The sequence below is a fragment of the Micromonospora sp. PTRAS2 genome (assembly GCF_054052245.1).
The window spans coordinates 996133-1016331 of record NZ_JBSWBU010000001.1; the positions used below are offsets into that span (position 1 = coordinate 996133).

The window sequence follows — 20199 nt, forward strand, 5'->3', positions numbered from 1 at the left end:
AGGTTGCGCGCGCCCCGGGCGCTATTCCGGGCGGGCGAAGGGGACCGTCGGCTGCACCGTGAGGTCGGCCGGCCCGGGGGGCAGGTCTGCCTCCTCGGCGGGCGGGTGCTCCGCTTGCGGCGCGCTCTCGTCCGGTCGCCCGGCGTCGGTCCGGCCGGCGAGGTACAGCGCCGCCGCCAGCAGCACGCAGGCGGCGAAGGCCGCCACCAGCCCCCGGCCGTACTCGACCTGGAAGCCGTCCTCCGAGGAGTAGAGGGCCCGCCGGCCCGAGTCGTCCAGCGACACCGACGTGGCGACCAGGACGCCGATCAGGGCCGTCGACAGGGCGAGGCCGGCGACCCGCGCGTCGTGCCGCACGGCGGCGCTGCCCCGCAGGGCCAGGGCCGCAGCCGTGACCAGCGCGAACAGGCCCACCAGATAGCCCAGCCCGAAGCCGCCGACGTCGGACACCCCGCCCGGCACCCGCAGCGTGTCGCCCTCGGCGGGCCCCCCGGTCGGCACGGTCATCACCAGCCACTCACCGACCAGCGAGGCGAACGCGGCCACCCCGCCGAGGCCGGCCGCCACCAGCGGGATCCGGCGGTCCCGCCCGAGCCGGGACAGCGGGCGACCCACCCGCCCCGGCGGGGCAGGCTCGGACCCACCCCACTCCACGACGGTGGCACCGCCGGCCCGGCTGTCCTGCCGGGGAATGGAAAGATCGTCGGACATCGGCCACCTCTCCGCGTTCGCGGGCCTGAACATCGTGGTCCTGAACCTCGTGGGCCTGAGCCGAATCATGACACAGCAGGCACCGCGTGGCCGGGAACGCGACCGCCACGATCGGTGTGGCCGGATCACGGGCAGCGGGTCGCCCACCGCCCGGCTTTCGGTTAGCGTCGGCTCATGCCTATCCGTACCGCTTCCGCACGCTGGCAGGGCGATCTCACCGAGGGTTCCGGCACGGTCCGCACCGGCAAGGGCGGGCTCCAGGGAAACTACTCCTTCAAGTCGCGGTTCGAGGAGGGCGAGGGCACCAACCCCGAGGAACTCATCGGGGCGGCCCACGCCGCCTGCTTCTCGATGGCGTTCTCCAAGCAACTCGCCGACGCCGGCGCGACCGGCACGTCGGTGGAGACCACCGCGAAGGTGCACTTCGACAAGACCGACGCGGGGATGACCGTGACCCGGATCGACCTGGAGACGGTCGGCCAGGCCCCGGGGCTCGACGAGGCCCAGTTCGCCAAGCTCGCCGAGACCGCCAAGGAGAACTGCCCGATCTCGCGCCTGCTCTCCCCGGGTGCCCAGATCAGCCTCACGGCCCGCCTCGCCTCCTGAGGCTCCCCGCACCCACGTGACACGGAACGGTCCCCGTCCGCACGGACGGGGACTTTTCCGTACGAGAGGGATCTTGGGCCCCGTTCGCGGGGCCGGCTCGGGGACAATGGGGGCGTGGCGGTCCAGATGAGCCGGGAGCGCTTCGAGGAACTGGTCGGGGACGCCCTCGACGAGGTCCCCGAGGAACTGCTGCGGCTGATGAGCAACGTGGTGATCCTCGTCGAGGACCACCCGCCCCCCGGCGACGAGGACCTGCTCGGCCTCTACGAGGGGCACGCCCTCACCGAGCGGGGCTGGGACTACGCGGGCGTCCTGCCGGACCGCATCTTCATCTACCGGCACCCCATCCTGCGCATCTGCGACAGCGAGGAGGACGTCGTCGACGAAGTGGCGGTGACCGTGGTGCACGAGATCGCCCACCACTTCGGCATCGACGACGAACGGCTGCACGACCTCGGCTGGGGCTGACGGGTCGGCGTCGGAGTCCCCTCCGTCCGGTCCGCGTCGGCGTCCCCGTCCCCGTCCCCGTCCGTCCGGTCCGCGCCCCGCGACGGCGGGCCGGCCCCGCTCGGCCGATGTCACCGGTTGCGCTGGTCACCTACCCTCCGGGCAGAAACCCCGAGTCAGGAGGCACTTCCATGCGCAGCGCGCTGTTCTCCGCCGAGAACCTGGAGAAGGAGTCCACCCAGCCCGGCATGCGGCTGCAGAACTCCAAGATGTTGAAGATCGAGCTGAACGGTGAGGCGATGGCCCGGGTCGGGTCGATGGTCGCCTACCAGGGTCAGGTGCAGTTCCAGGCGCTCGGCTCCGGCGGCCTGGGCAAGTTCCTCAAGCAGAAGCTCACCGGCGAGGGCGTCCCGCTGATGAAGCTCACCGGCCGGGGCGACGTCTTCCTCGCCGAGCTGGCCAAGGACGTGCACATCATCGACCTGGAGCCCGGCGACGCCCTGTCGATCAACGGATCCAGCGTGCTGGCCTTCGACTCGACCCTGCAGTACGACATCCGCATGGTCGGCGGCGCCGGGATGGCCTCCTCGTCCGGCCTGTTCAACTGCGTCTTCACCGGCCACGGCCGGATCGCGATCACCACGAAGGGCACCCCGGTGGTGCTCAACGTCGACGCCCCGACCTACGTCGACCCGCAGGCCGCCGTCTGCTGGTCGGCCAACCTCCAGACCGGCTACCACCGGGCCGAGCAGCTCGGCCTGGGCACGCTGCTGGGCCGCAGCACCGGCGAGGCGTTCACGATGAGCTTCGCCGGGCAGGGCTTCGTGGTGGTGCAGCCCTCCGAGGAGCCGCCGATCGCGGGCAGCGGCGCCCAGGAGCAGCAGGGCGGCCTGCTCGGCGGCCTGCTGAGCTGACCCGTCGCCGCGCCGGCGACGAGCTGACCCGGGCGGGGCGCCCGACACGGGGCGCCCCGGTCTCAGCTCGCCGCCGCGAGCCGGGCCGGCGAGGCCGGGGTCAGCTCAGCTCGCCGGCGCGCAACCGGGCCAGCCAGGCCGCCGCGTCGGCGTAGTCGGCGTCCGACAGGCCGGCCGGCGCGGGGATGGGCCGGTCGCCCGCCGGCTGCGCCCACCGGTGCCTTGGGTACGACCCGAGGAACCGCACCTGGGCACAGACCCGGCGCAACCCCTGCAACGCCTCCCCGAGCCGCGGCTCGGCGACGTGGCCGGTGCAGTCGAGGAAGAAGACGTACCGGCCCAGCGCCTCGCCCGTCGGGCGGGACTCGATGCGGGTCAGGTTCACCCCGCGCACGGCCAGCTCCATCAGCACCGACAGCAGCGCGCCCACCCGGTCGTGGGCGATGTAGACGGCCAGCGACGTGAGGTCGTCCCCGGTGGGGGGCGGGGGCGGGCCCGGGCGGGACAGCAGCGCGAACCGGGTCACCGCGTCGGGATGGTCGGCGATCTTGTCGGCGAGCACCGCCAGCCGGTGCCGGGCGGCCCCGATCGGGGCGCAGATCGCCGCGTCGTACTCGCCCGTCGCCGCGCCCGCCGCGGCGGCCCCGTTGGAGAGCACGTCGACCACGACCGCGTCCGGCAGGTGGGCGCGCAGCCAGCCCCGGCACTGCGTGGACGCCTGAGGATGGGCGGCCACCGAGCGGATCTCCTCCGGCGACGTCCCCGGGCGGGCGCCGAGCACGAACTCGACCGGCAGGATCACCTCCCGGGTGATCACCAGCGGTTCCCCCTCGGCCAGCTCGTCCAGGGTCACGCCGACCGCGCCGCCGATCGAGTTCTCCAGCGGCACCAGGGCCGCGTCGGCCTCGGAGGCGCGGACGCTCTCCAGGGCCTCGCCGACGCTGCGGGCGGGCGTGCGGGTGCCGCGCTCGGCGGCCGGCACGGTGCGCAGCGCCTGCTCGGCGAAGGTGCCCTCGGGGCCGAGGTAGACGAAACGGGTGGGCGGTGTTCCCGGCATGCCGCCAGCCTACGCACCCGGCACGGCACCGGGGACGGCGTCGCAGGCGAGTGCCCGGATGCCGGGCGGCCCGGCCACCCGTACCTCGATGGTGCAGACGTCGGTGCCGGCGGTGACCAGCTCCAGGTCGCCCGGCCAGCCCCGGGTGACCACCTGCAGCTCCTCGTGCCCCGTCACCCGCAGCACCGTGTACTGCCAGTCCCCGGCGCAGAGCGGGCCCTCGCCCGCCCGTACCGCGACCGAGCGGGACAGCACCCCGGCCGGGCCGCGCAGCAGCGCGACGACCCGGTCCACCGACGGGCCGTCGGGGCAGGGGCCGGCGACCAGGTCGGCGGCCGGGGTGGTCGGCGGCCCCGCCGCCGGTGGGGTGGGCGGCGTCGCCAGGCCGGTGGGCGGGGCGGAGGCCGACGGGGTGGGGCCGGGCGTGCCGACGCTGGGCAGGGTGGCGGGCTGGCGCAGCTCCGGCGGCGTGCCGCAGCCGGCGAGCATGCCGGCGAGGACGGCGAGCAACACGACCGCGCCGGGCACCCGGAGCGAACCGGAGCAGCCGGGCACCCGGGAGTAACCGGCGTGACCGGGCGCGCGGGACGGACCGGGGGCGCCGGGCGCGCGGGACACCGGTCGGTGCGGTGCGGATGGCGGCACGAGCCGATCCTTGCATCGGAGAACGTCGTTGTGGCCGGGTGGCCGAGCTCATCGTAGGAGTCATCGGCGCGGCCGTGAAGGCCCACCGGGCGGGGTCTCGCGCGGGCGACCGCCCGGGGGGCGTCAGTCGAGGACGCGGTGGCCGGCGCGGCGCAGCGCGGCGGTCGCCTCGCCCAGCCGCACGGCCGGGACCAGCACGTGGTCGGTGTCGTACGTGGAGAACGCCACCGGATCGACCCGCGCCTCGGTCAACGGGCCGATGAGCGCGGCCAGGGTGCCGGTGACCGCCTGGCCGAGCGGGCCGACGATCCGCAGGCACCGCCAGTCGGTCTCCACCTCGGCCGGCGCGCGGGGGACCGGGCAGATCACGGAGACCCCGTCGGCGGCCCAGCTCACGCTGACCACCTCGGCGTCGCCCAGTTCGCCCCAGAGGGCGGGCCCGAGGACGGCACCGGCGACCAGCCGGCACACCGCGTATTCCCCCGGCAGCAGAGCGACATCGACCATGAGGGCACCCTACGGCCTGGCGGGTGTCCGCCACAGCTCCCGGGGGTGCGGCGGATGCCACATTCGCCCAGGTCAGGCCCGCAGTGCGGCCATCGCTCCACAGGGCAGCCGGATCGGGCCGCAGCGGAGCCGGGTCAGACCTCGGAGAAGAAGGTCAGCGACCCGGCGACCCGTCCGTCGGTGAGCACCGGCGTCGAGATGGCGTCGACCGTCGGGTCCGTCCGGCCCGCCGCCGCGGCCTGCACCCGCAGCAGCCCTCGGGCGAGACGCCCGGAGTGCAGGGCGAGCAGCGGCGGGATCTTGTCGGTCTCCTGCTCGGTCAGCTCGCCCCGGTGGGCGGTGAAGTCGAGCAGCCGCAGGCAGCCGTCGAGCAGCGGCAGGCCGATCACGTCGTCGGGACAGCCCAGGCAGAGCAGCTCGCAACCGGACGCCGACACCGCGACGACCCGGGTGTCGGCGTCGATCAGGAGGCAGGGCTCGTCGGCCCGGGTCACGGTGACGGACCACTGCCCGAAGTTGTCGGACTCCTGCTCCAGCGGTGTCCGGGCGGTGGGCGCGAACACTTCCGAGAGCGAGAGTTCGACGTGGGCCACCGCGCCTCCTATGTACACCGACGGTCTGTCCACGCTAACCGGTCGTCGTGGGTCCCGCCGACCGCGCTGGGGCCGCCGGGACGCCGGGGATCGGTTGCCCTCACCCGGGCGTCCGGCGCCGGCGCGGCCGGTGGTTGCTCCGGGTGCGGGCCGGACCGCGTGGCGTCGCGGGAGACGTTACCGGCGGTTGGCCGGCTTGTCAGCCGCCGTTCGGCCGCCGTCGTACCACCGGTAGTCGCCCGCTGGACGGTACGTGCCGTTCATCCAGGTCCCCGGGTGCTGCGCCACGCGGGCGAGTTTCTCGGCCGTGGCCGGGGTGATCCGGTTGCCCCCGGCCACGAGCAGGCGGTCCAGCTCGCGGTGGGTGGCCATGAGGCAGTCCTTCGGCAGGCCGTACACGCTGATGACGCCGGAACCGACGAAGGTCAGCACCGGCGTCACGGGAATGGGCAGTCCCACCGCCTGGGAGAGCACCTTGCTCGCCCGCTTGGCGTCCCGGCGGGCCTCGGCCACGTACGGCGGGCGCTTGCCGTTGATCTGCACCACGTCACCGGCTACGAGCACCCGGGCGCGACCATGGTCGGCGATGGTCACCGCGAACAGGCCGCCCGGCCCGATGGCGAGGAACCCGGCCCGGTCGTCCTGGGCGGGGTCGAGGAGGAGATCCGTGGTGTCCGTGCGGGGCCACTCGACGACGTGCCACCCCGGCCCCAGATGGTCGAGCCGGCCCAGGGCGCGGGCCCCGGCCGCTTCCAACCGGCGGGCCCCCCGCTCGGCGCGCCGCCGCCGGGCCCACTCCAGGGGGCTCGGACGGGTCGGGTCGAGCACCCCGGGGGCATCCGCCCTGGGGTGTGGCACCGAGACGGGCGGCAGTGCCCGTGCGGTGGGTGCGGCTCGACGTGCGGGAAAGACAGTCATCGCGACCTCCGGCAAAAGGTCCCTCGAAGTTATGTCCTCACTACCCTACGTTGACATACCGGGTACCCGGCAAGTCGGAGCGCCGGAGTGAGTGCGGATGAATGCCATATTCATCCACAGACGTTTTACCGGATGCCGCCAAACCCTGCCCTACCCTTGGCCGGGTGACCCACTACGTGGACAGTGAAGTCGGCCGCCTCGGCACCGTGCTGCTGCACCGGCCGGGCCCCGAACTGGCCCGACTCACCCCCCGGAACAACGACTCGTTGCTGTTCGACGCTATCCCATGGGTCGGACGGGCACAGGAGGAGCACGACGCGTTCGCCGCCGAGCTGCGCGCCCGCGGGGTGGAGGTGCTCTACCTCGCCACCCTCCTCGCCGAGACCCTCGCCGTCGCCGAGGCCCGCACCGAGCTGACCGAGCAGGTGCTCAGCTCGCCCCGGCTCGGCGACACCCTGCGCCGCCGGGTGGCCGACCACCTCGCCTACCTCGACCCCGCCGCCCTCGCCGACGTGCTCATCGCCGGGCTCGCCCACGAGGAGCTGCGGATCAGCCGGGAACGGCCCGGCGGGCTCGTCTACTCCCTGATGGACCGGCACGACTTCGTCATCGATCCCCTGCCCAACCTGCTGTTCACCCGCGACTCGTCACTGTGGATCGGCGACCGCGTCGGCGTCACCAGCCTGGCCATGCCCGCCCGGCGGAGAGAGACGAGCATCACCGACGCGATCTACCGGCACCACCCGCGCTTCGTCGGCACCGAGTTCGTCTACCACCCGGGGCTGGAGCACCTGGAGGGCGGCGACGTGCTGCTGCTGGCCCCAGGCGTGCTCGCGGTCGGGGTCGGCGAGCGCACCACCCCGGCCGGCGCGGAGCGGCTCGCCCGGCAGGTCTTCGCCGCCGGGCTGGCGCACACCATCCTGGTGGTGCCGATCGCCCAGGAACGCGCCACCATGCACCTGGACACCATCTGCACGATGGTCGACGTCGACGCCGTGCTGATGTACGCGAACGTGGCGAGCAGCCTCGTCGCGTACACGGTGGTCGCCGGCCCCGACGGCGAGCCGCAGGTGGACGGCCCCGCGCCGTTCCTGCGGGCCGCCGCCGACGCGATGGACCTCGACCAGCTCCGGGTGATCGACACCGGCCTCGACCCGGTCACCGCCGAGCGGGAGCAGTGGGACGACGGCAACAACACCCTCGCCATCGCCCCCCGGCTCTGCGTCGGCTACGAGCGCAACACCGGCACCAACGCGCAACTGGAGCGGGCCGGCATCGAGGTGATCCCGATCGCCGGCTCCGAGCTGGGCTCCGGCCGGGGCGGCCCGCGATGCATGTCCTGCCCCCTGGTCCGGGAGTAAGGAAGGGCCCCCTGTTAACGCAAAACGTTGTACAGGGGGCCCTTCCTAACACTTCGCTCAGCGCAGGGTGAGCTGCCGGCCGAGCAGGCCGTGCCGGGCGCGGCGGCCCGCCGCGTCCAGCGGCTCCTTCTCGGCGAGGGCCTCGGCGTAGCGCTCGGCGAACTCCCGCACCGGCTCCTCCCAGTCGGCCGCCGGGACGTCCTCGGGCAGGTCCCAGACCGGCACGAGGCGGCCGTGGGCGCGGAACATGCCGGCGAACTTCGTGCCCCCGGCGAGGGGCAGCGTGCCGGCGGCGCTCAGCCGCGCCAGGGCGTCCAGCGCGGCGTCCTCGTCGTCGGGGAGCACCCAGCGCACGTGCGCCTTCTCCGGCACCTGACACCAGTACGCCGCCCGCGCCGCCGCCAGCCGTACGGTCGGGTAGATGGCCGCGTTGGCCCGCTCCAGCGACGCCTGGACGGTCGGGTCGTCGGCCGCCCCCGGGTCGAGCCAGAACTCGAAGCCCTCGTGCATGCTGATCTCCAGCGGCCCGTCGACCAGGATGTCCTGGAGGCGGGGGCCGGGGCCGGGCAGCGGCGGCACGGTGACCGTCCGGCCCGGCTCGGTGCGCAGCGCGCAGAGCAGCGCCTCGGCCAGGTCCCGGGAGACGTCGCCGGACTGTTGGTGGCGCTGGAGCCCGACGAAGACCCGACCGTCCGCCTTGGTCATCGCCGGGGCGGCCATCGGCAGCACGGTGGCCAGGGTGACCGGGCGGTCGCCGTGCTCCTCGACCAGCTCGGGGACGAGCCGCAGCGGCGCGGACGCGGCGGGGACCAGCTCACGCAGGGCGATCCACTCCGGCTCGTCGGCCAGCCCCTCGAACGGTCGGGGCACGAAGACGTCCCGCACCTTCTCCCGCTTCCCGGTGGCGCTGACGTCGGCGGCCCGCTGGATCCTTCTACGCTTGCTCACGGCGAGACAGCCTAGAGCCCACGGCCCGCCGGGGTGGGGAGGACCCGCCCCGCCCGCCCGGCCCGCGTGGCTCAGCCGGTGGCCCGCGTGGCTCAGCCGGCGGCGACGAGATCGGTGCGGGGCGTGGCGGCGGGGTCGAACTCGGCCCACACGCACTGCCCGAGGCCGTCCCGGTCGACGCCCCACCGGCTGGCCAGGCCCGCGACGATGTGCAGGCCCCGGCCGTCGACCGCATCGGGGCTGGCGGCCCGCACCAGGGGCCCGGCGGCGGCCCCGCCGTCGGTGACCCGGAGCTGGACGAACTGCCCGTCGGGGGTGCGGCGCAGCCGCCAGGCCACCCGGACCACCCCGCCGGGGAGCGCCTCGGCATGCCGGACGGCGTTGCCGACCAGCTCGGCCAGGACCGCCACCAGGTCGGCCAGGAGCATCGACGGCACGACGTCGGCCAGCTCGTCGGCGAGCCGGTGCCGGGCCAGGCGCGCACCGGTCGGGTGGTGCGGCACCACCACGCACCACGACCTCTCGACCGGCTCTCCCGCCACCGTCGCTTCCTCTCGCCCCACCACACCCCGGCCGCGGAGACCTGCCTCGCCGCCGCGGCCCCGGCCCCGCCGGCCGGGCTCACCCGCGTGGCAGCCGGACCTCTGCGACCGTACCGCCACCTTCCCTCGGCCGGAGGGACACCCAGCCGTTCTGTTGTTCAACGATCCGGCGGACGAGATAGAGGCCGAGCCCCGCGCCCGGATATCCCCGGCGGTCGCCGGACTCGCCCTGCCAGAACCGGTCGAACGCCCGCTCGACGTGCTCCGGCCGGATGCCGATGCCCCGGTCGCTGACCCGCAACGACACGGTCCGCTCGTTGCCTCCGGCGGTGATCTCGATCGGGGTGCCGGGCGCCGAGTACTTGTCGGCGTTGGTCCCCAGCTCGGTCAGCACCGTCGTCAGCGACTGCCGGCTGCCGAGCGCCTTCGGCAGGCCCTCGGGCACGTGCAGGACGACCCGGCGGCGCAGATCGGTGGGCAGGTCGGCGACGGCGGCCCGGAGCGCCTCGCCCAGGTCGAACGGGACGGACGGCTCGCCGGGCCGGCCCTCGGTGGCCGAGGTGAGCAGCCGGTCGACCAGCCGGGCCAGTTCGTTGGCCCGCTGCCCGATGACCCGGGCGGCCTGCCGCCGGTCGGCCTCGGTGAGGGAGTCCCAGTGCTCGGTGAGGGTGTCGGCGTACCCCTTGATGACGGTGACCGGCGTGCGCAGCTCGTGGCTGGTCACCGCGACGAAGAGGTCCCGGTCCTGGTCGCGGAGCTGCTGGTCGGTGATGTCCCGGAAGGTGACCACGCGCAGCGCCCCGGGGCCGGGCAGCTCCCCCGAGGTGATCTTGATCCAGCGGCCGTCGGGCAGCCGGTGGTCGAGGACCTGCCCGGACGGGGGGAGGGGGAACGGCAGGGCGCGGTTGAGCGACTCCGCGACCGACCGGCCGGTCACCTGGGCGGCGGCCGGGTTCCAGAGCCGGACGCGCCCGTCCCGGTCGACCACGGCGAGCCCGTCGGCCAGCGCCGCGACCACCGGGCCGTCGCCGTGCACCGGCAGCCCGCTCTGGTCGCTGTACATGTGGGCGATGCAGGAGGCGATGTACGCCACCACCTCGTGCTGCCCGGCGGCCGTCGAGTCGTCGTCGTCCGGGTAGAACGCGTGCAGGCTGCCGACGGTCAGCCCGCCGATCTCGGCGCGGGCGGCCACCATCCGGCGCAGCCCCCGGTCGACCAGCTCGGCGCCGATCGGGCCGGGGATGCGGTCCACCCGGATGTCGCGGACCCGCGGGCCGGAGAGCAGGCAGACGGTGGCCGGGTCGGTGGGCGACACGGGCCGGCCGACGGCCCACTCGGCGCCCCCGGTCGCGGCGATCACCCGGCCGCCGGTGGGCGCGAACTCCACGAAGGCGGTGCTGGCCGCCCCGATCGCCGGCTGGACCACCTGGAGCAGCCGGGCGAGGACGGGCAGACCGGCTTCACCAGAGTTGATCATCTCGATAACCCTGCCATGGCCGGTTATCAGGGCGGCGAGGTCGGTACGGTCCGGCATGTCCCGAGTGTGCCGCGCCGGCCCGCTCCCCGACACCCCCGCGCGGGCGGCCCCGGCATCCGCGCCGCCCGGCGAACCCGGCCTGACCAGCCAGCGGACGACGCCGCCCCGCCGGTTCACCGGCCCCGTCCGGTGCGGAGCCGACCTCGGCGGCCGGTGCCGCCCGACCCGTTCACCGGCCCAGCCGGGCCAGCGCGTGCGCCGGCCGGTCGGTGATGATCCCGTCCACCCCGACGTCGAGCACCAGGTCCAGTTCGGCGGGCTCGTTGACGGTCCAGACGTACACCTGGTGGCCGGCGGCCCGCAGCGCGGGAACCAGGCGCGGCCGGGCCCGGACCAGCTCGACCCCCGGCCCGGCGATGCGGGTGCCGAACGGCAGCCGGCCGAGCCGCAGCCAGCGCGGCAGCACCTCCAGCAGGAGCACCGTGGGCAGCCCGGGGGCGAGGTCGCGGACGCGGCGCACGGCCAGCGGCGAGAAGGACATCACGGTGACCTGGACCAGGGCGTCCGGGTCCGGCTCGGCCAGGCCGTAGCGGCGCAGCAGGGCCACCAGCCGGCGCTCCACGTGCCCGCCGTACCGCGAGGGGTGCTTCGTCTCGATCAGCAGCCGCACCGGGCGGCCGGCGGCCAGCACCGCGTCGAGTAGCCGTTCGAGGGTGAGCAGCCGGGTGTGCGACTCGTCGGGCAACTCGTCGCCGTCGGGCGGCACGCAGCCCGGGTGCCAGGAGCCGAAGTCCAGCGCCTCCAGCTCCGCCAGCGTGCGGACGCTGACCAGGCCGGTGCCGTTGCTGGTGCGGTCCAGCCGCCGGTCGTGGACGCAGACCAGGTGCCCGTCGCGGGTCAGCCGGACGTCGCACTCCAGCCCGTCGACGCCCTCGTCGAGGGCCCGCAGGTACGCGGCGAGCGTGTGCTCCGGCAGGTCCGCCGAGGAGCCGCGGTGCGCGAAGACCAGGGGGTCACCCATGCCCGTCGCCCGTCGCTCTCAGATGACCTGGCCCGGCCCGCCGTCCCCGGCCACCACGGGTCGGCCGACGGCCGCCCACTGGCGCATTCCGCCGTCGGCGTTGCGCACCTGGTCCCAGCCGTTGTTCCGCAGGTAGGCCACCACCTGCGCCGAGCGCCCGCCGGAGCGGCAGATGACCGCCACGTCGCGGTCGGTGGGCACCTCGGCCATCCGGGCGGGCAGCTCCATCATCGGCAGGTGGTGGGCGCCGGGAGCGTGCCCGGCGGCCCACTCGTCGTCCTCGCGGACGTCGAGCAGGTAGGTGTCGTCGGCGATCTCGGTCACGGGCACGGTGGGAACCTGGGGTCCGAACACGGTCACCAAGCCTAGAGCCTCGCCCGGCCGTCCGGTCGGGGGCGTGCGAATCCGGGCGGGTCGGGACGAATCAGCAGGTCAGAGGCGGGTCACCCAGCGCGGGTTGGCCTGGACCCAGCCGGGCATCCGGGCGCCCCGGACCGCCTCGAAGAGGGCGCTGCCCCCGCCGTCGAGCACGACGTACGAGATGCCGTCGATGGTCTGCGGGTGGGAGGGGATCTGGACGCCCGTCAGCGCGTTCGGGGGGAGGTCCCGGAGGGTGAGCAGCAGGTCCTCCAGGGGCACGCCGTTGGTGTCGACGGTCAGCGACGCGCCGACCGCCCGGATGAGCCGGTCGAGCCGCACCGGGTCGCGACGCAGGTTCGTCTCGCCGGCCCGGTCCAGCATCGCCCGCAGGAGCTGCTGCTGGTGGCGCTGCCGGTCGTAGTCGCCGCCGGGCAGGTCGTAGCGCTGCCGGACGTAGTCCAGCGCCCGCGCGCCGTCCATCTGCTGGCAGCCGGGGCTGAACAGGGTCTGGGTGTGGATCGAGCGGACCTCGGTGTCGACGCACATGCGCACCCCGCCGAGGAGGTCGATCACCTGCCGCAGCCCGGCGAAGTCGATCAGGGCGGCCCCGTCGAAGCGCAGCCCGGTGAGCCGGGTGAGGGTGGCCGAGAGGAGCTGGACGCCGGCCTCGCCGCCGCCACCGTGCTCGTACGCCGCGTTGAGCTTGTCGCTGCCGCCCCCGTAGCCGTTTCCCCCGGGCGGGATGCTGACCAACAGGTCGCGGGGGAACGAGACCAGATAGGCGCTCTTCGTGTCGGCCGGCACGTGCACGACCAGGATGGTGTCGGAGCGTTGGTCGTCGCCGGCCGCGCCGGGCCGCCGGTCCGAGCCGACGAGAAGGTAGTTGAGCGCCCCGTCGAGGTCCGTCCGGTCGCGCCGGGCGTCCGCGTCGAGCAGGTCCTCCTGGGTCACCGTGCGCTCGTACCGCTGGCCGAGGGCCCGGAGCCCGACCACGGTGCCGGCGGCCAGCAGCGCCAGGGCGAGGCCGACCCCGAGCAGGACCCGGCTCCAGCGGGGTACGCGTCGACGGGCCGGTCCCCGCCGTCCCCGTCCGGATTCCCCCGACCTGGCCGTGACGCCCCCCGTCGCCGCACGTGAATAGTTCTCACGTCAGGCTACGGGGGGCGTCGGGTCCGTCGGAGGGTTTCCCCTGATCAGGGTGCTACTTGCGGGTCGACAGCACGCCCGGATTGGCGTAGACGAACTCGGCGAGCTTGTCGTTCTTGATCGCCTGGAACATCTCCATGGTCTGCGGGCTCAGCGACTCCTTCGTCCCGCTGGCGTTCGCGTGGAACGTGCCGCCGTTGGTCCGCAGCGTGGTCAGGTCGTTGCCGGTGACCCCGCGCATCGTGTAGATGAAGTCGATGATCGGCACGCCGCCGGTGTCCAGGACGAACGCCTTGCCGGCCGCCTTGATCAGCCCGTTGAGCTTCACCGGGTTGGTCAGCGTGCCGTTCTCGGTCGCCTTCTTCGCCATCGCCTTGATCAGCTGCTGCTGGTTCTGCTGGCGGTCGTAGTCGCTGTTCGGCAGGCCGTAGCGCTGCCGGGCGTAGTCGAGGGCCGCCCAGCCCTTCATGTCCCGGCAGCCCTTCTTGTGCACCACCGGGGTCATCGGCTTGCCGGTCTTCCTCGCGTCGGCGTTCCACATCGGCTTGCCGTCGACGTACGACATGTGGTGCGACTTGACCTCGTGGCTCACGCAGATCCGCACGGTGCCGAGGGCGTCGATGACGCCTTTGAATCCGCCGAAGTTGATGATGGCCGCGCCGTCGAAGCTGATCCCCGTCATCTTCTTGATCGTCTGGGCCATCAGCTGCGCGCCGCCCTCCCAACCGCCGCCGTTGCGGGCGCCTGCCTGGAAGGCTGCGTTGATCTTGTCGGTGCCGCCGCCGTAGCCGCTCTTCTTGAACGCCGGGATCTGCGCCTCGGTGTCGCGCGGAATGGAGATCAGATACGCCTGGTCGTGCGAGGCGGGGATGTGCAGCACGATGATGGTGTCGGCCCGGACGTCGTCGGCGGCCCAGCGCTCGCGGGCGTCCACGCCCAGCAGCAGCATGTCGATCGGGCCGTCCAGGCTCGCCCCGCCCTCGGCGTCGGACTTGCCGGCGTCGCCGAGCAGGTTGCGCTGCGCGATGTTGCCGGTGGCCTGGCTGATGAACGCCTTGCTGCCGACGATGGCGATCCCGCTGGTCATCATGAGGATCGCGCCGAAGACGACGGTGAGGCGGGCCCACAGCGGGTCCTTGCGGCGCTTCTTGCGCTTACGGGCGGGGACGTCGGCGGGGGGTCGGCCGCCGCTGCGGGGTTGCGACGGGATGGCCGACGGAACCCGTGCGACCGCGCCGACGGGCTCCTGCGACGGAGGGCGACGGCTGGTATGAACCGGCATGCGTGCTCCAGCTCGCGTGATCGGGGGGCGGGACCACTGTACGTACCGCTTCCCGTCAAGGCGAGTTCGTCCGCCGGCTATTCGCAGTTATCCTGGCAGTTGCCTGCGGAATTCACCCGTTCGGTCAATCGAAAGCAGCCGGTCGGCGGTAGGGCCCCCGGTGGAATGGGGTCCGACCGCCGACCGGCGCTGACGTGTGTCGAAGTAACGACCAGCCGAATCCGTCTCCGTTACCGGAAACTCGTCACCCCGAGCTGCCCTCCGGCGGGTTGGCCTTCACCCACTCGGCCATCTTGTCGGCCGTCATCGCCTGGTACATGGCCAGCGCCTTCTCCCGGTCCGAGACCACCACCGACTCGCCGTTGATCGTGTCGCTGCCCGAGTTCGGGCTGGTGACGAAGATCAGGTTCTCCCCGCGCAGGCTGCGGAACTGCAGCGCCATGTCGACCAGCGAGAAGCCCTGGTCCACGGTCACCGCGTCCGTCACCGACTGGAGGAACGCGTTGAGCTTCTTCGGGTTGGTCAGCGTGCCCGTGCTGGCCGCCTTGTCCATCAGGGCCTTGAGGAACTCCTGCTGGTGGCGCATCCGCGCGAAGTCGCCGTCGGGGAACTGCTTGCGCTGCCGGATCCAGTCCAGCGCCTCCGCGCCGTTCATGTGCATGGTGCCCTTGGTGAACTTGCGGAACGGCTTGTGGATCGAGGTGATCGACCGCTCCACCTTCAGGTCCACCCCGCCGAGCGCGTCGGTGACCTGCTTGAACCCGGCGAAGTCGATCGCCATCACGTTGTCGATGCGGACGTCGGTGAAGCACTCCACCGTCTTCACGGCCAGCGGCAGGCCGCCGAACGCGAACGCGGCGTTGATCTTCGCCCGCTGCCCCGAGGCGCAGTCCGCCTGGGCGTTCTCGGGGATCGGCACGTACAGGTCGCGGGGGATGGAGACCAGGTAGGCGGACTTGTGGTCGGCCGGGATGTGCATGACGATGATCGTGTCGGCCCGCCACTGGCTCTGCTGGTCCACCGGGGCGTCCGGGTCCCGCGAGTCGCTGCCGACCAGCAGGATGTTGAGCGCACCGTCCACCGCCTTCGGCGGTCGGCCGCCGGTCAGCTCCGAGAACGGGTCGGTGCGGGCCAGGTCCTGGTTGAGGTTGCGGGTGTAGAACCACGCCCCGGCCCCGCCGAGCAGCGCGAGGACGAGCACCGCCACGCCGGCCACCAGGCCGATCCGGCCCCACCTCGGGCGCGGCCCGCGCCCACCGGCCCGCCGGGGAGCGCCCGGCCCACCCGGTCCCCCGGGGCCGTCCGACCCGCCGAAGCCGCCGCCCCGGGGCCGGTCGTCGTGGGTGGGATACCACTGGGCCCCGGGCACGCGGGCGCGCCCCGAGCCTTCCTGGCCGGGGCCGGGCACCGGGGCACGCCCCGCGCTGCGACGCAGGTGTGGGATCGGAACGCCGGCGGAAGCGGTCGCTGACATGTACCCGAGGGTACGTAGCCCCGTCGAGTGTCGCCCTCAATCGCAGGTCGGCCGGCGGGCCGCGTCGCGCCGACCGGCTACCCTAGCCGCTCGCGGAAGTGCTCGATCGTGCGTCGGAGGCCGTCTTCGGGCGCCACCGCCGGCTCGTATCCGAGCAGTTCACGGGCAAGGGTCAGGTCGGGGCGGCGCATCTCCGGGTCGTCGGCCGCCCGGGTGACGTACGTCACCTCGGACGTGCTGCCGGAGAGTGACACGATCAACTCGGCCAGTTGCCGCATGGTCAGCTCGTGCTCGGTGCCGCAGTTGACCGGGCCGGTCTCCGTCGAGTCGAGCAGCAGCAGGATGCCGCGCACCAGGTCCTCGACGTAGCAGATCGACCGGGTCTGGTTGCCGGTGCCGTGCACGGTGATCGGCTCGCCGCGCAGCGCCTGCGAGATGAACGTCGGGATCGCCCGGCCGTCGTCCGGCCGCATCCGCGGGCCGTACGTGTTGAAGATCCGCACGATCGCGGCGTCCAGCCCCCGGTACCGGTGGTAGGCCATCGTGGCCGCCTCCGAGAACCGCTTCGCCTCGTCGTAGACGCTGCGCACGCCGATCGGGTTGACGTTGCCCCAGTACGTCTCGCGCTGCGGGTGCTCCTTCGGGTCCCCGTACGCCTCGGAGGTGGAGGCCATCAGGAACCGGGCGCCGTCGGCGACCGCGCGGTCCAGCAGGTGCAGGGTCGCCACCGACCCGACCCGGAGGATCTCCACCGGCAGGGTGGCGAAGTCGGTGGGGCTGGCCGGGGAGGCCATGTGCATGATCGCGTCGAACCGCTCGGCCAGCGCCGGGTGGTGGGTCGGCAGCCCGTCGGAGATGTCCGCCTCGACCAGCGTGAAGTTCGGCTTGTCGTGCAGGTGGGCCACGTTGTCCTTGGAACCGGTGACGAAATTGTCCAGCGCCACCACCGTGCAGCCGCGGGCGACGAGTGTGTCGACCAGGTGCGACGGCACGAAGCCGGCGCCGCCGGTGACGAGGACGCGGTGACCGGGACCGAAGCGCGGGGCAACCTTCATGCCGACCAGCCTATACAGGCACGAGATGGAAGGAAGGGCCCCCTGTTAACGCGAAACGTTGTACAGGGGGCCCCTTTTAACCAGCTCGGCCGGTGCGGAGCCGAGCAGGCTCGGTACGCACCCGGGCCGGTGCGTACCGGCCTCAGTGCGCGCCGGCGCCGGTGAGGGAACGCACCTCCAGCTCGGCGTACTTCTCCTCGTCGCTCTCCTTGGAGATCATCGTGCCGATCCACCCGCACAGGAACCCGAACGGGATGGAGAGGATGCCCGGGTTGGACAGCGGGAACCAGTGCCAGTCGTGGTCCGGGAACATCGACGTCGGCGCCCCGGAGACCACCGGCGAGAAGAACACCAGCAGCACGGCGGCGAGCAGTCCGCCGTAGATCGCCCAGACCGCGCCGGAGGTGTTGAACCGCTTCCAGAACAGGCTGTAGAGGATCGCCGGCAGGTTTCCGGAGGCGGCCACCGCGAACGCGAGCGCCACCAGGAAGGCCACGTTCAGGCTCTGCGCGTAGATCGACAGGGCGATCGAGACCGCGCCGATGACCAGCGCCGAGACCCGGGCCACCCGGACCTCCTGGCGTTCCGATGCCTGCCCGTTCTTGAGGACGTTGGCGTAGAAGTCGTGCGCCAGGCTGGACGACGAGGCCAGGGTGAGCCCGGCGACCACCGCCAGGATGGTGGCGAAGGCCACCGCCGCGATGATCGCCAGCAGGGTCGCGCCGCCGAGGTCGCCGCCGAGGAAGGTGATGCCCAGCTTCTCGGCGAGCTGTGGCGCGGCCGTGTTGCCGGCCTTGTCCTGGGCGGTGATCGCCGGGCCGCCGACCAGGGCCGCCGCGCCGAAGCCGAGGGCCAGGGTGAGCAGGTAGAACGCGCCGATGATGCCGATCGCCCAGAGCACGCTCTTGCGGGCCGCCTTGGCGGTCGGCACGGTGTAGAAGCGGATCAGGATGTGCGGCAGGCCCGCCGTGCCGAGCACCAGCGCGATGCCGAGCGAGAGCAGGTCGACCTTGTTGTAGAACGTCTGCGTCGCGTTCCCGGCCACCTCGACGCCGTAGCGCAGGCCGGGTTCGAGGAAGGCGCTGCCCTTGCCCGAGGAGGCGGCGGCGTCGCCGAGCAGCGACGACAGGTTGAACTTGTACTTCGCCAGCACCAGCAGGGTCATCACCAGCGCGCCGGTCATCAGCAGGAACGCCTTGACGATCTGGACGTACGTGGTGCCCTTCATGCCGCCCACGGTGACGTAGATGATCATCAGGGCGCCGACCATGATGATCGTGGCGACCTTCGCGGTGTCGGCGTCCATGCCGAGGAACGTGGTGCCCGGCTTGATGCCCAGCAGCAGCGCCACCAGCGCGCCCGCGCCGACCATCTGGGCCAGCAGGTAGAAGATCGACACGGTGATGGTGGAGACCGCCGCCGCCGTGCGGACCGGCCGCTGGCGCATCCGGAACGCCAGCACGTCCGCCATCGTGTACCGGCCCGAGTTGCGCAGCAGTTCGGCGACGAGCAGCAGCGCCACCAGCCAGGCGACCAGGAAGCCGATCGAGTAGAGGAAGCCGTCGTAGCCGTAGAGGGCGATGATGCCGGCGATGCCGAGGAACGACGCGGCCGACATGTAGTCGCCGCCGATCGCCATACCGTTCTGGAAGCCGGAGAAGGACCGGCCGCCCGCGTAGAAGTCGGTGGCGGTCTTGGTCTGCCGGCTGGCCCAGATGGTGATGGCCAGGGTCACCGCCACGAACACCAGGAACAGCGTGATGGTGAGGTTGCGGGCGGTGCCGCTGCCCGCCTCAGCCGCGAGGACCGTGTTCATGGGTCACCTCCCCCATCTCGGCGCGGATGCGGTCGGCGACCGGGTCGATCTTCCGGTCGGCGAACCGGGAGTAGAGCCAGGCGATCAGGAACGTCGAGACGAACTGGAGCAGGCCGAAGATCAGGGCGACGTTGATGTTGCTGCCGAACAGCCTCGTGCCCATGAAGTCCCGCGCGTACGCGGAGAGGATCACGTAGAGCGCGTACCAGAGGAAGAACGCGACGGTCATCGGGAAGATGAAGCCGCGCAGAGCGCGACGCAACCCGGCGAACTCGTCCGAACGCTGTACGGCGAGGTACCGGTCCGCCGTGGACGCGGCCGGGCCCGCCGTCTCCGGCTCGGCCGGTGCGTCCGGCGGGGGTGTGTCCGTGGACATCTGTGGATCACCACCTTCACAGGCGTAGGGGGTTTCGCGCACGGTAGGAACCGCGCGCCCCGCCCGGGAAGACGTGGATCGACGAGGGTCTCCACCTGCGCCGAGCGGTCGCCTGCCTGCGCCGAGTGACCCAGGTCACTCCGGTGACCGGTAGTGGCTGGTCAGGTCAGCTCGTGGTAACGACCCCGGTAGTGCAGCAGCGGGTCGCTCTCCCGCGTCAGGTCGATGCACTCGATGGTGGCCTCGACGAGCAGCGCCCAGCCGTACTCGCGGGCGGTGTCGAGCCGGCACCCGGCCCAGCCTGCGGCGTCGGTGGGCACCGGGCCGTACTCGGTCTCGGTCCAGACGCCGGTGGCGAAGAGGCCGCCCGGCGACGGGAACAGGCCGGCGAACCGGTCGGCGAGCTGCCGGTGCGGCGGACCCAGCGGCGCGACGGCGAACCGCCCCGCCGCCTCGACCGCCGCCCACAGGTCCGACTCCGCGTCGACCAGGCCCAGTAGCCGGTCCGGCTCCCCCTCGGCGACCAGCGTGGAGGACACGGTCAGGCCGGCGGGACCCGGCGCGGTCCACAGCGTGACCGGCGCGGCGAGCCGGCCCCGCAGCCGCCGGGCCGGGGAGCGCTGTCCCGCTGGTACGGCGAACGGGTCGACGTGGTGGATCTCGGCACCCGGCTCTGGATTCACGTGAAACATTGTGACCCCACCCGGCCCCCGCCGGCCGCCGGTCGGACCCTTCCGCCGTGGCCCGCGCCCAGGCCCGGCCGCCGCCGCACCGCGACGGTCGCAGCCCTTCCGTCCTCTCCGGCACCGCAACCCCCTCGCCCCCTTTGCTCTGCACCCGGATACGCAGCGCTCACCGAGCGCAACCGATGGCCGTATGCCTCGGCTCCGTCGGCCCCGCACCCTCGCAGCTCAGGAGGGTGCTGCGCGGCTGGGTGCAGAGC

Annotated in this window: 21 protein-coding genes and 1 pseudogene; 4 read left to right on the forward strand and 18 right to left on the reverse strand. The window is 73.1% G+C overall.

Annotated elements, in window-relative coordinates; all coding sequences use genetic code 11:
- Positions 1-21 precede the first annotated feature (21 nt).
- Positions 22-711: a hypothetical protein gene (locus ACVMYR_RS04730; protein ID WP_431897433.1), complete on the reverse strand. Its 690-nt coding sequence runs from the start codon at positions 709-711 to the stop codon at positions 22-24.
- 174 nt (positions 712-885) lie between these two features.
- On the opposite strand from ACVMYR_RS04730, the gene ACVMYR_RS04735 reads away from it, so the two are divergent.
- The 3 genes from ACVMYR_RS04735 (at position 886) to ACVMYR_RS04745 (ending at position 2678) form a co-directional block, all read left to right on the forward strand.
- Positions 886-1317 (forward strand): OsmC family protein, encoded by a 432-nt coding sequence (locus ACVMYR_RS04735; RefSeq protein ID WP_043960915.1) that lies wholly within the window; start codon positions 886-888, stop codon positions 1315-1317.
- Positions 1318-1443: 126 nt separating this feature from the next.
- Positions 1444-1785: a metallopeptidase family protein gene (locus tag ACVMYR_RS04740; RefSeq protein ID WP_043963608.1), complete on the forward strand. Its 342-nt coding sequence runs from the start codon at positions 1444-1446 to the stop codon at positions 1783-1785.
- A 170-nt stretch (positions 1786-1955) separates the two neighbouring features.
- Positions 1956-2678 carry an AIM24 family protein gene (locus ACVMYR_RS04745; protein ID WP_077935293.1) on the forward strand — a complete coding sequence of 241 codons (723 nt, stop codon included), beginning with the start codon at positions 1956-1958 and terminating at the stop codon, positions 2676-2678.
- 100 nt (positions 2679-2778) lie between these two features.
- On the opposite strand, the gene pheA is transcribed toward ACVMYR_RS04745, so the two are convergent.
- From pheA to ACVMYR_RS04770, 5 genes are all read right to left on the reverse strand, one after another.
- Positions 2779-3735: a prephenate dehydratase gene (pheA, locus tag ACVMYR_RS04750; protein WP_043960913.1), complete on the reverse strand. Its 957-nt coding sequence runs from the start codon at positions 3733-3735 to the stop codon at positions 2779-2781.
- A gap of 9 nt (positions 3736-3744) precedes the next feature.
- Positions 3745-4224, reverse strand: coding sequence for a hypothetical protein (locus ACVMYR_RS04755; RefSeq protein WP_457121298.1), 480 nt, complete (start codon positions 4222-4224; stop codon positions 3745-3747).
- Between the two features lie 279 nt (positions 4225-4503).
- Positions 4504-4887, reverse strand: a complete 384-nt coding sequence (locus ACVMYR_RS04760) for an ACT domain-containing protein (RefSeq protein WP_077935287.1) — start codon at positions 4885-4887, stop codon at positions 4504-4506.
- Between the two features lie 134 nt (positions 4888-5021).
- A complete protein-coding gene (locus ACVMYR_RS04765) occupies positions 5022-5480 on the reverse strand; it encodes a hypothetical protein (protein ID WP_077935286.1) in 459 nt (152 codons plus the stop codon).
- Between the two features lie 177 nt (positions 5481-5657).
- Positions 5658-6398, reverse strand: a complete 741-nt coding sequence (locus ACVMYR_RS04770) for a hypothetical protein (protein WP_043960910.1) — start codon at positions 6396-6398, stop codon at positions 5658-5660.
- Positions 6399-6562: 164 nt separating this feature from the next.
- Between ACVMYR_RS04770 and ACVMYR_RS04775 the strand changes: the two genes are divergently transcribed.
- Positions 6563-7759, forward strand: a complete 1197-nt coding sequence (locus ACVMYR_RS04775) for an arginine deiminase (protein ID WP_077935285.1) — start codon at positions 6563-6565, stop codon at positions 7757-7759.
- Positions 7760-7816: 57 nt separating this feature from the next.
- Here ACVMYR_RS04775 and ACVMYR_RS04780 read toward each other — a convergent pair whose 3' ends face one another.
- From ACVMYR_RS04780 to ACVMYR_RS04835, 12 genes and pseudogenes are all read right to left on the reverse strand, one after another.
- Positions 7817-8707, reverse strand: a complete 891-nt coding sequence (locus ACVMYR_RS04780; RefSeq protein WP_043960908.1) for a DUF5926 family protein — start codon at positions 8705-8707, stop codon at positions 7817-7819.
- A 92-nt stretch (positions 8708-8799) separates the two neighbouring features.
- Positions 8800-9216 (reverse strand): ATP-binding protein, encoded by a 417-nt coding sequence (locus tag ACVMYR_RS04785; protein ID WP_091275830.1) that lies wholly within the window; start codon positions 9214-9216, stop codon positions 8800-8802.
- Between the two features lie 112 nt (positions 9217-9328).
- Complete coding sequence (locus tag ACVMYR_RS04790; RefSeq protein WP_457121163.1) at positions 9329-10783, reverse strand: ATP-binding protein; 1455 nt, start codon at positions 10781-10783, stop codon at positions 9329-9331.
- Between the two features lie 172 nt (positions 10784-10955).
- Entirely contained in the window at positions 10956-11747 is a 792-nt protein-coding gene (locus tag ACVMYR_RS04795; RefSeq protein ID WP_043960906.1) for a glycerophosphodiester phosphodiesterase, read from the reverse strand.
- Between the two features lie 18 nt (positions 11748-11765).
- Positions 11766-12101 carry a rhodanese-like domain-containing protein gene (locus ACVMYR_RS04800; RefSeq protein WP_043963601.1) on the reverse strand — a complete coding sequence of 112 codons (336 nt, stop codon included), beginning with the start codon at positions 12099-12101 and terminating at the stop codon, positions 11766-11768.
- A gap of 78 nt (positions 12102-12179) precedes the next feature.
- Positions 12180-13058: an LCP family glycopolymer transferase gene (locus tag ACVMYR_RS04805; protein WP_439709562.1), complete on the reverse strand. Its 879-nt coding sequence runs from the start codon at positions 13056-13058 to the stop codon at positions 12180-12182.
- A gap of 250 nt (positions 13059-13308) precedes the next feature.
- A complete protein-coding gene (locus tag ACVMYR_RS04810; protein WP_396792958.1) occupies positions 13309-14535 on the reverse strand; it encodes an LCP family protein in 1227 nt (408 codons plus the stop codon).
- Positions 14536-14779: 244 nt separating this feature from the next.
- Positions 14780-16009 (reverse strand): LCP family protein, encoded by a 1230-nt coding sequence (locus tag ACVMYR_RS04815; protein WP_077935280.1) that lies wholly within the window; start codon positions 16007-16009, stop codon positions 14780-14782.
- Positions 16010-16086: 77 nt separating this feature from the next.
- Entirely contained in the window at positions 16087-17064 is a 978-nt protein-coding gene (locus tag ACVMYR_RS04820; protein WP_077935279.1) for an NAD-dependent epimerase/dehydratase family protein, read from the reverse strand.
- A 142-nt stretch (positions 17065-17206) separates the two neighbouring features.
- Entirely contained in the window at positions 17207-18880 is a 1674-nt protein-coding gene (locus tag ACVMYR_RS04825) for a solute symporter family protein (protein ID WP_077935278.1), read from the reverse strand.
- Positions 18858-19256: a DUF485 domain-containing protein gene (locus ACVMYR_RS04830; RefSeq protein ID WP_077935277.1), complete on the reverse strand. Its 399-nt coding sequence runs from the start codon at positions 19254-19256 to the stop codon at positions 18858-18860. Before ACVMYR_RS04830 ends, ACVMYR_RS04825 begins: the two co-directional genes overlap by 23 nt.
- Before the next feature lie 161 nt (positions 19257-19417).
- A pseudogene (locus tag ACVMYR_RS04835) lies at positions 19418-19951 on the reverse strand (flavin reductase family protein); the annotation flags it as partial.
- Positions 19952-20199: the final 248 nt, after the last annotated feature.

What these genes read in the sequence shown, in the direction of transcription:
- ACVMYR_RS04820 (WP_077935279.1), bottom strand. Translation starts at nt 17,064, where the DNA reads ATGAAGGTTGCCCCGCGCTTCGGTCCCGGTCACCGCGTCCTCGTCACC.
- ACVMYR_RS04795 (WP_043960906.1), bottom strand. Translation starts at nt 11,747, where the DNA reads ATGGGTGACCCCCTGGTCTTCGCGCACCGCGGCTCCTCGGCGGACCTG.
- ACVMYR_RS04770 (WP_043960910.1), bottom strand. Translation starts at nt 6,398, where the DNA reads ATGACTGTCTTTCCCGCACGTCGAGCCGCACCCACCGCACGGGCACTG.
- ACVMYR_RS04755 (WP_457121298.1), bottom strand. Translation starts at nt 4,224, where the DNA reads ATGCTCGCCGGCTGCGGCACGCCGCCGGAGCTGCGCCAGCCCGCCACC.
- ACVMYR_RS04730 (WP_431897433.1), bottom strand. Translation starts at nt 711, where the DNA reads ATGTCCGACGATCTTTCCATTCCCCGGCAGGACAGCCGGGCCGGCGGT.
- ACVMYR_RS04745 (WP_077935293.1), top strand. Translation starts at nt 1,956, where the DNA reads ATGCGCAGCGCGCTGTTCTCCGCCGAGAACCTGGAGAAGGAGTCCACC.
- ACVMYR_RS04740 (WP_043963608.1), top strand. Translation starts at nt 1,444, where the DNA reads ATGAGCCGGGAGCGCTTCGAGGAACTGGTCGGGGACGCCCTCGACGAG.
- ACVMYR_RS04790 (WP_457121163.1), bottom strand. Translation starts at nt 10,783, where the DNA reads ATGCCGGACCGTACCGACCTCGCCGCCCTGATAACCGGCCATGGCAGG.
- ACVMYR_RS04815 (WP_077935280.1), bottom strand. Translation starts at nt 16,009, where the DNA reads ATGTCAGCGACCGCTTCCGCCGGCGTTCCGATCCCACACCTGCGTCGC.
- ACVMYR_RS04825 (WP_077935278.1), bottom strand. Translation starts at nt 18,880, where the DNA reads ATGAACACGGTCCTCGCGGCTGAGGCGGGCAGCGGCACCGCCCGCAAC.
- ACVMYR_RS04830 (WP_077935277.1), bottom strand. Translation starts at nt 19,256, where the DNA reads ATGTCCACGGACACACCCCCGCCGGACGCACCGGCCGAGCCGGAGACG.
- ACVMYR_RS04760 (WP_077935287.1), bottom strand. Translation starts at nt 4,887, where the DNA reads ATGGTCGATGTCGCTCTGCTGCCGGGGGAATACGCGGTGTGCCGGCTG.
- ACVMYR_RS04735 (WP_043960915.1), top strand. Translation starts at nt 886, where the DNA reads ATGCCTATCCGTACCGCTTCCGCACGCTGGCAGGGCGATCTCACCGAG.
- pheA (WP_043960913.1), bottom strand. Translation starts at nt 3,735, where the DNA reads ATGCCGGGAACACCGCCCACCCGTTTCGTCTACCTCGGCCCCGAGGGC.
- ACVMYR_RS04810 (WP_396792958.1), bottom strand. Translation starts at nt 14,535, where the DNA reads ATGCCGGTTCATACCAGCCGTCGCCCTCCGTCGCAGGAGCCCGTCGGC.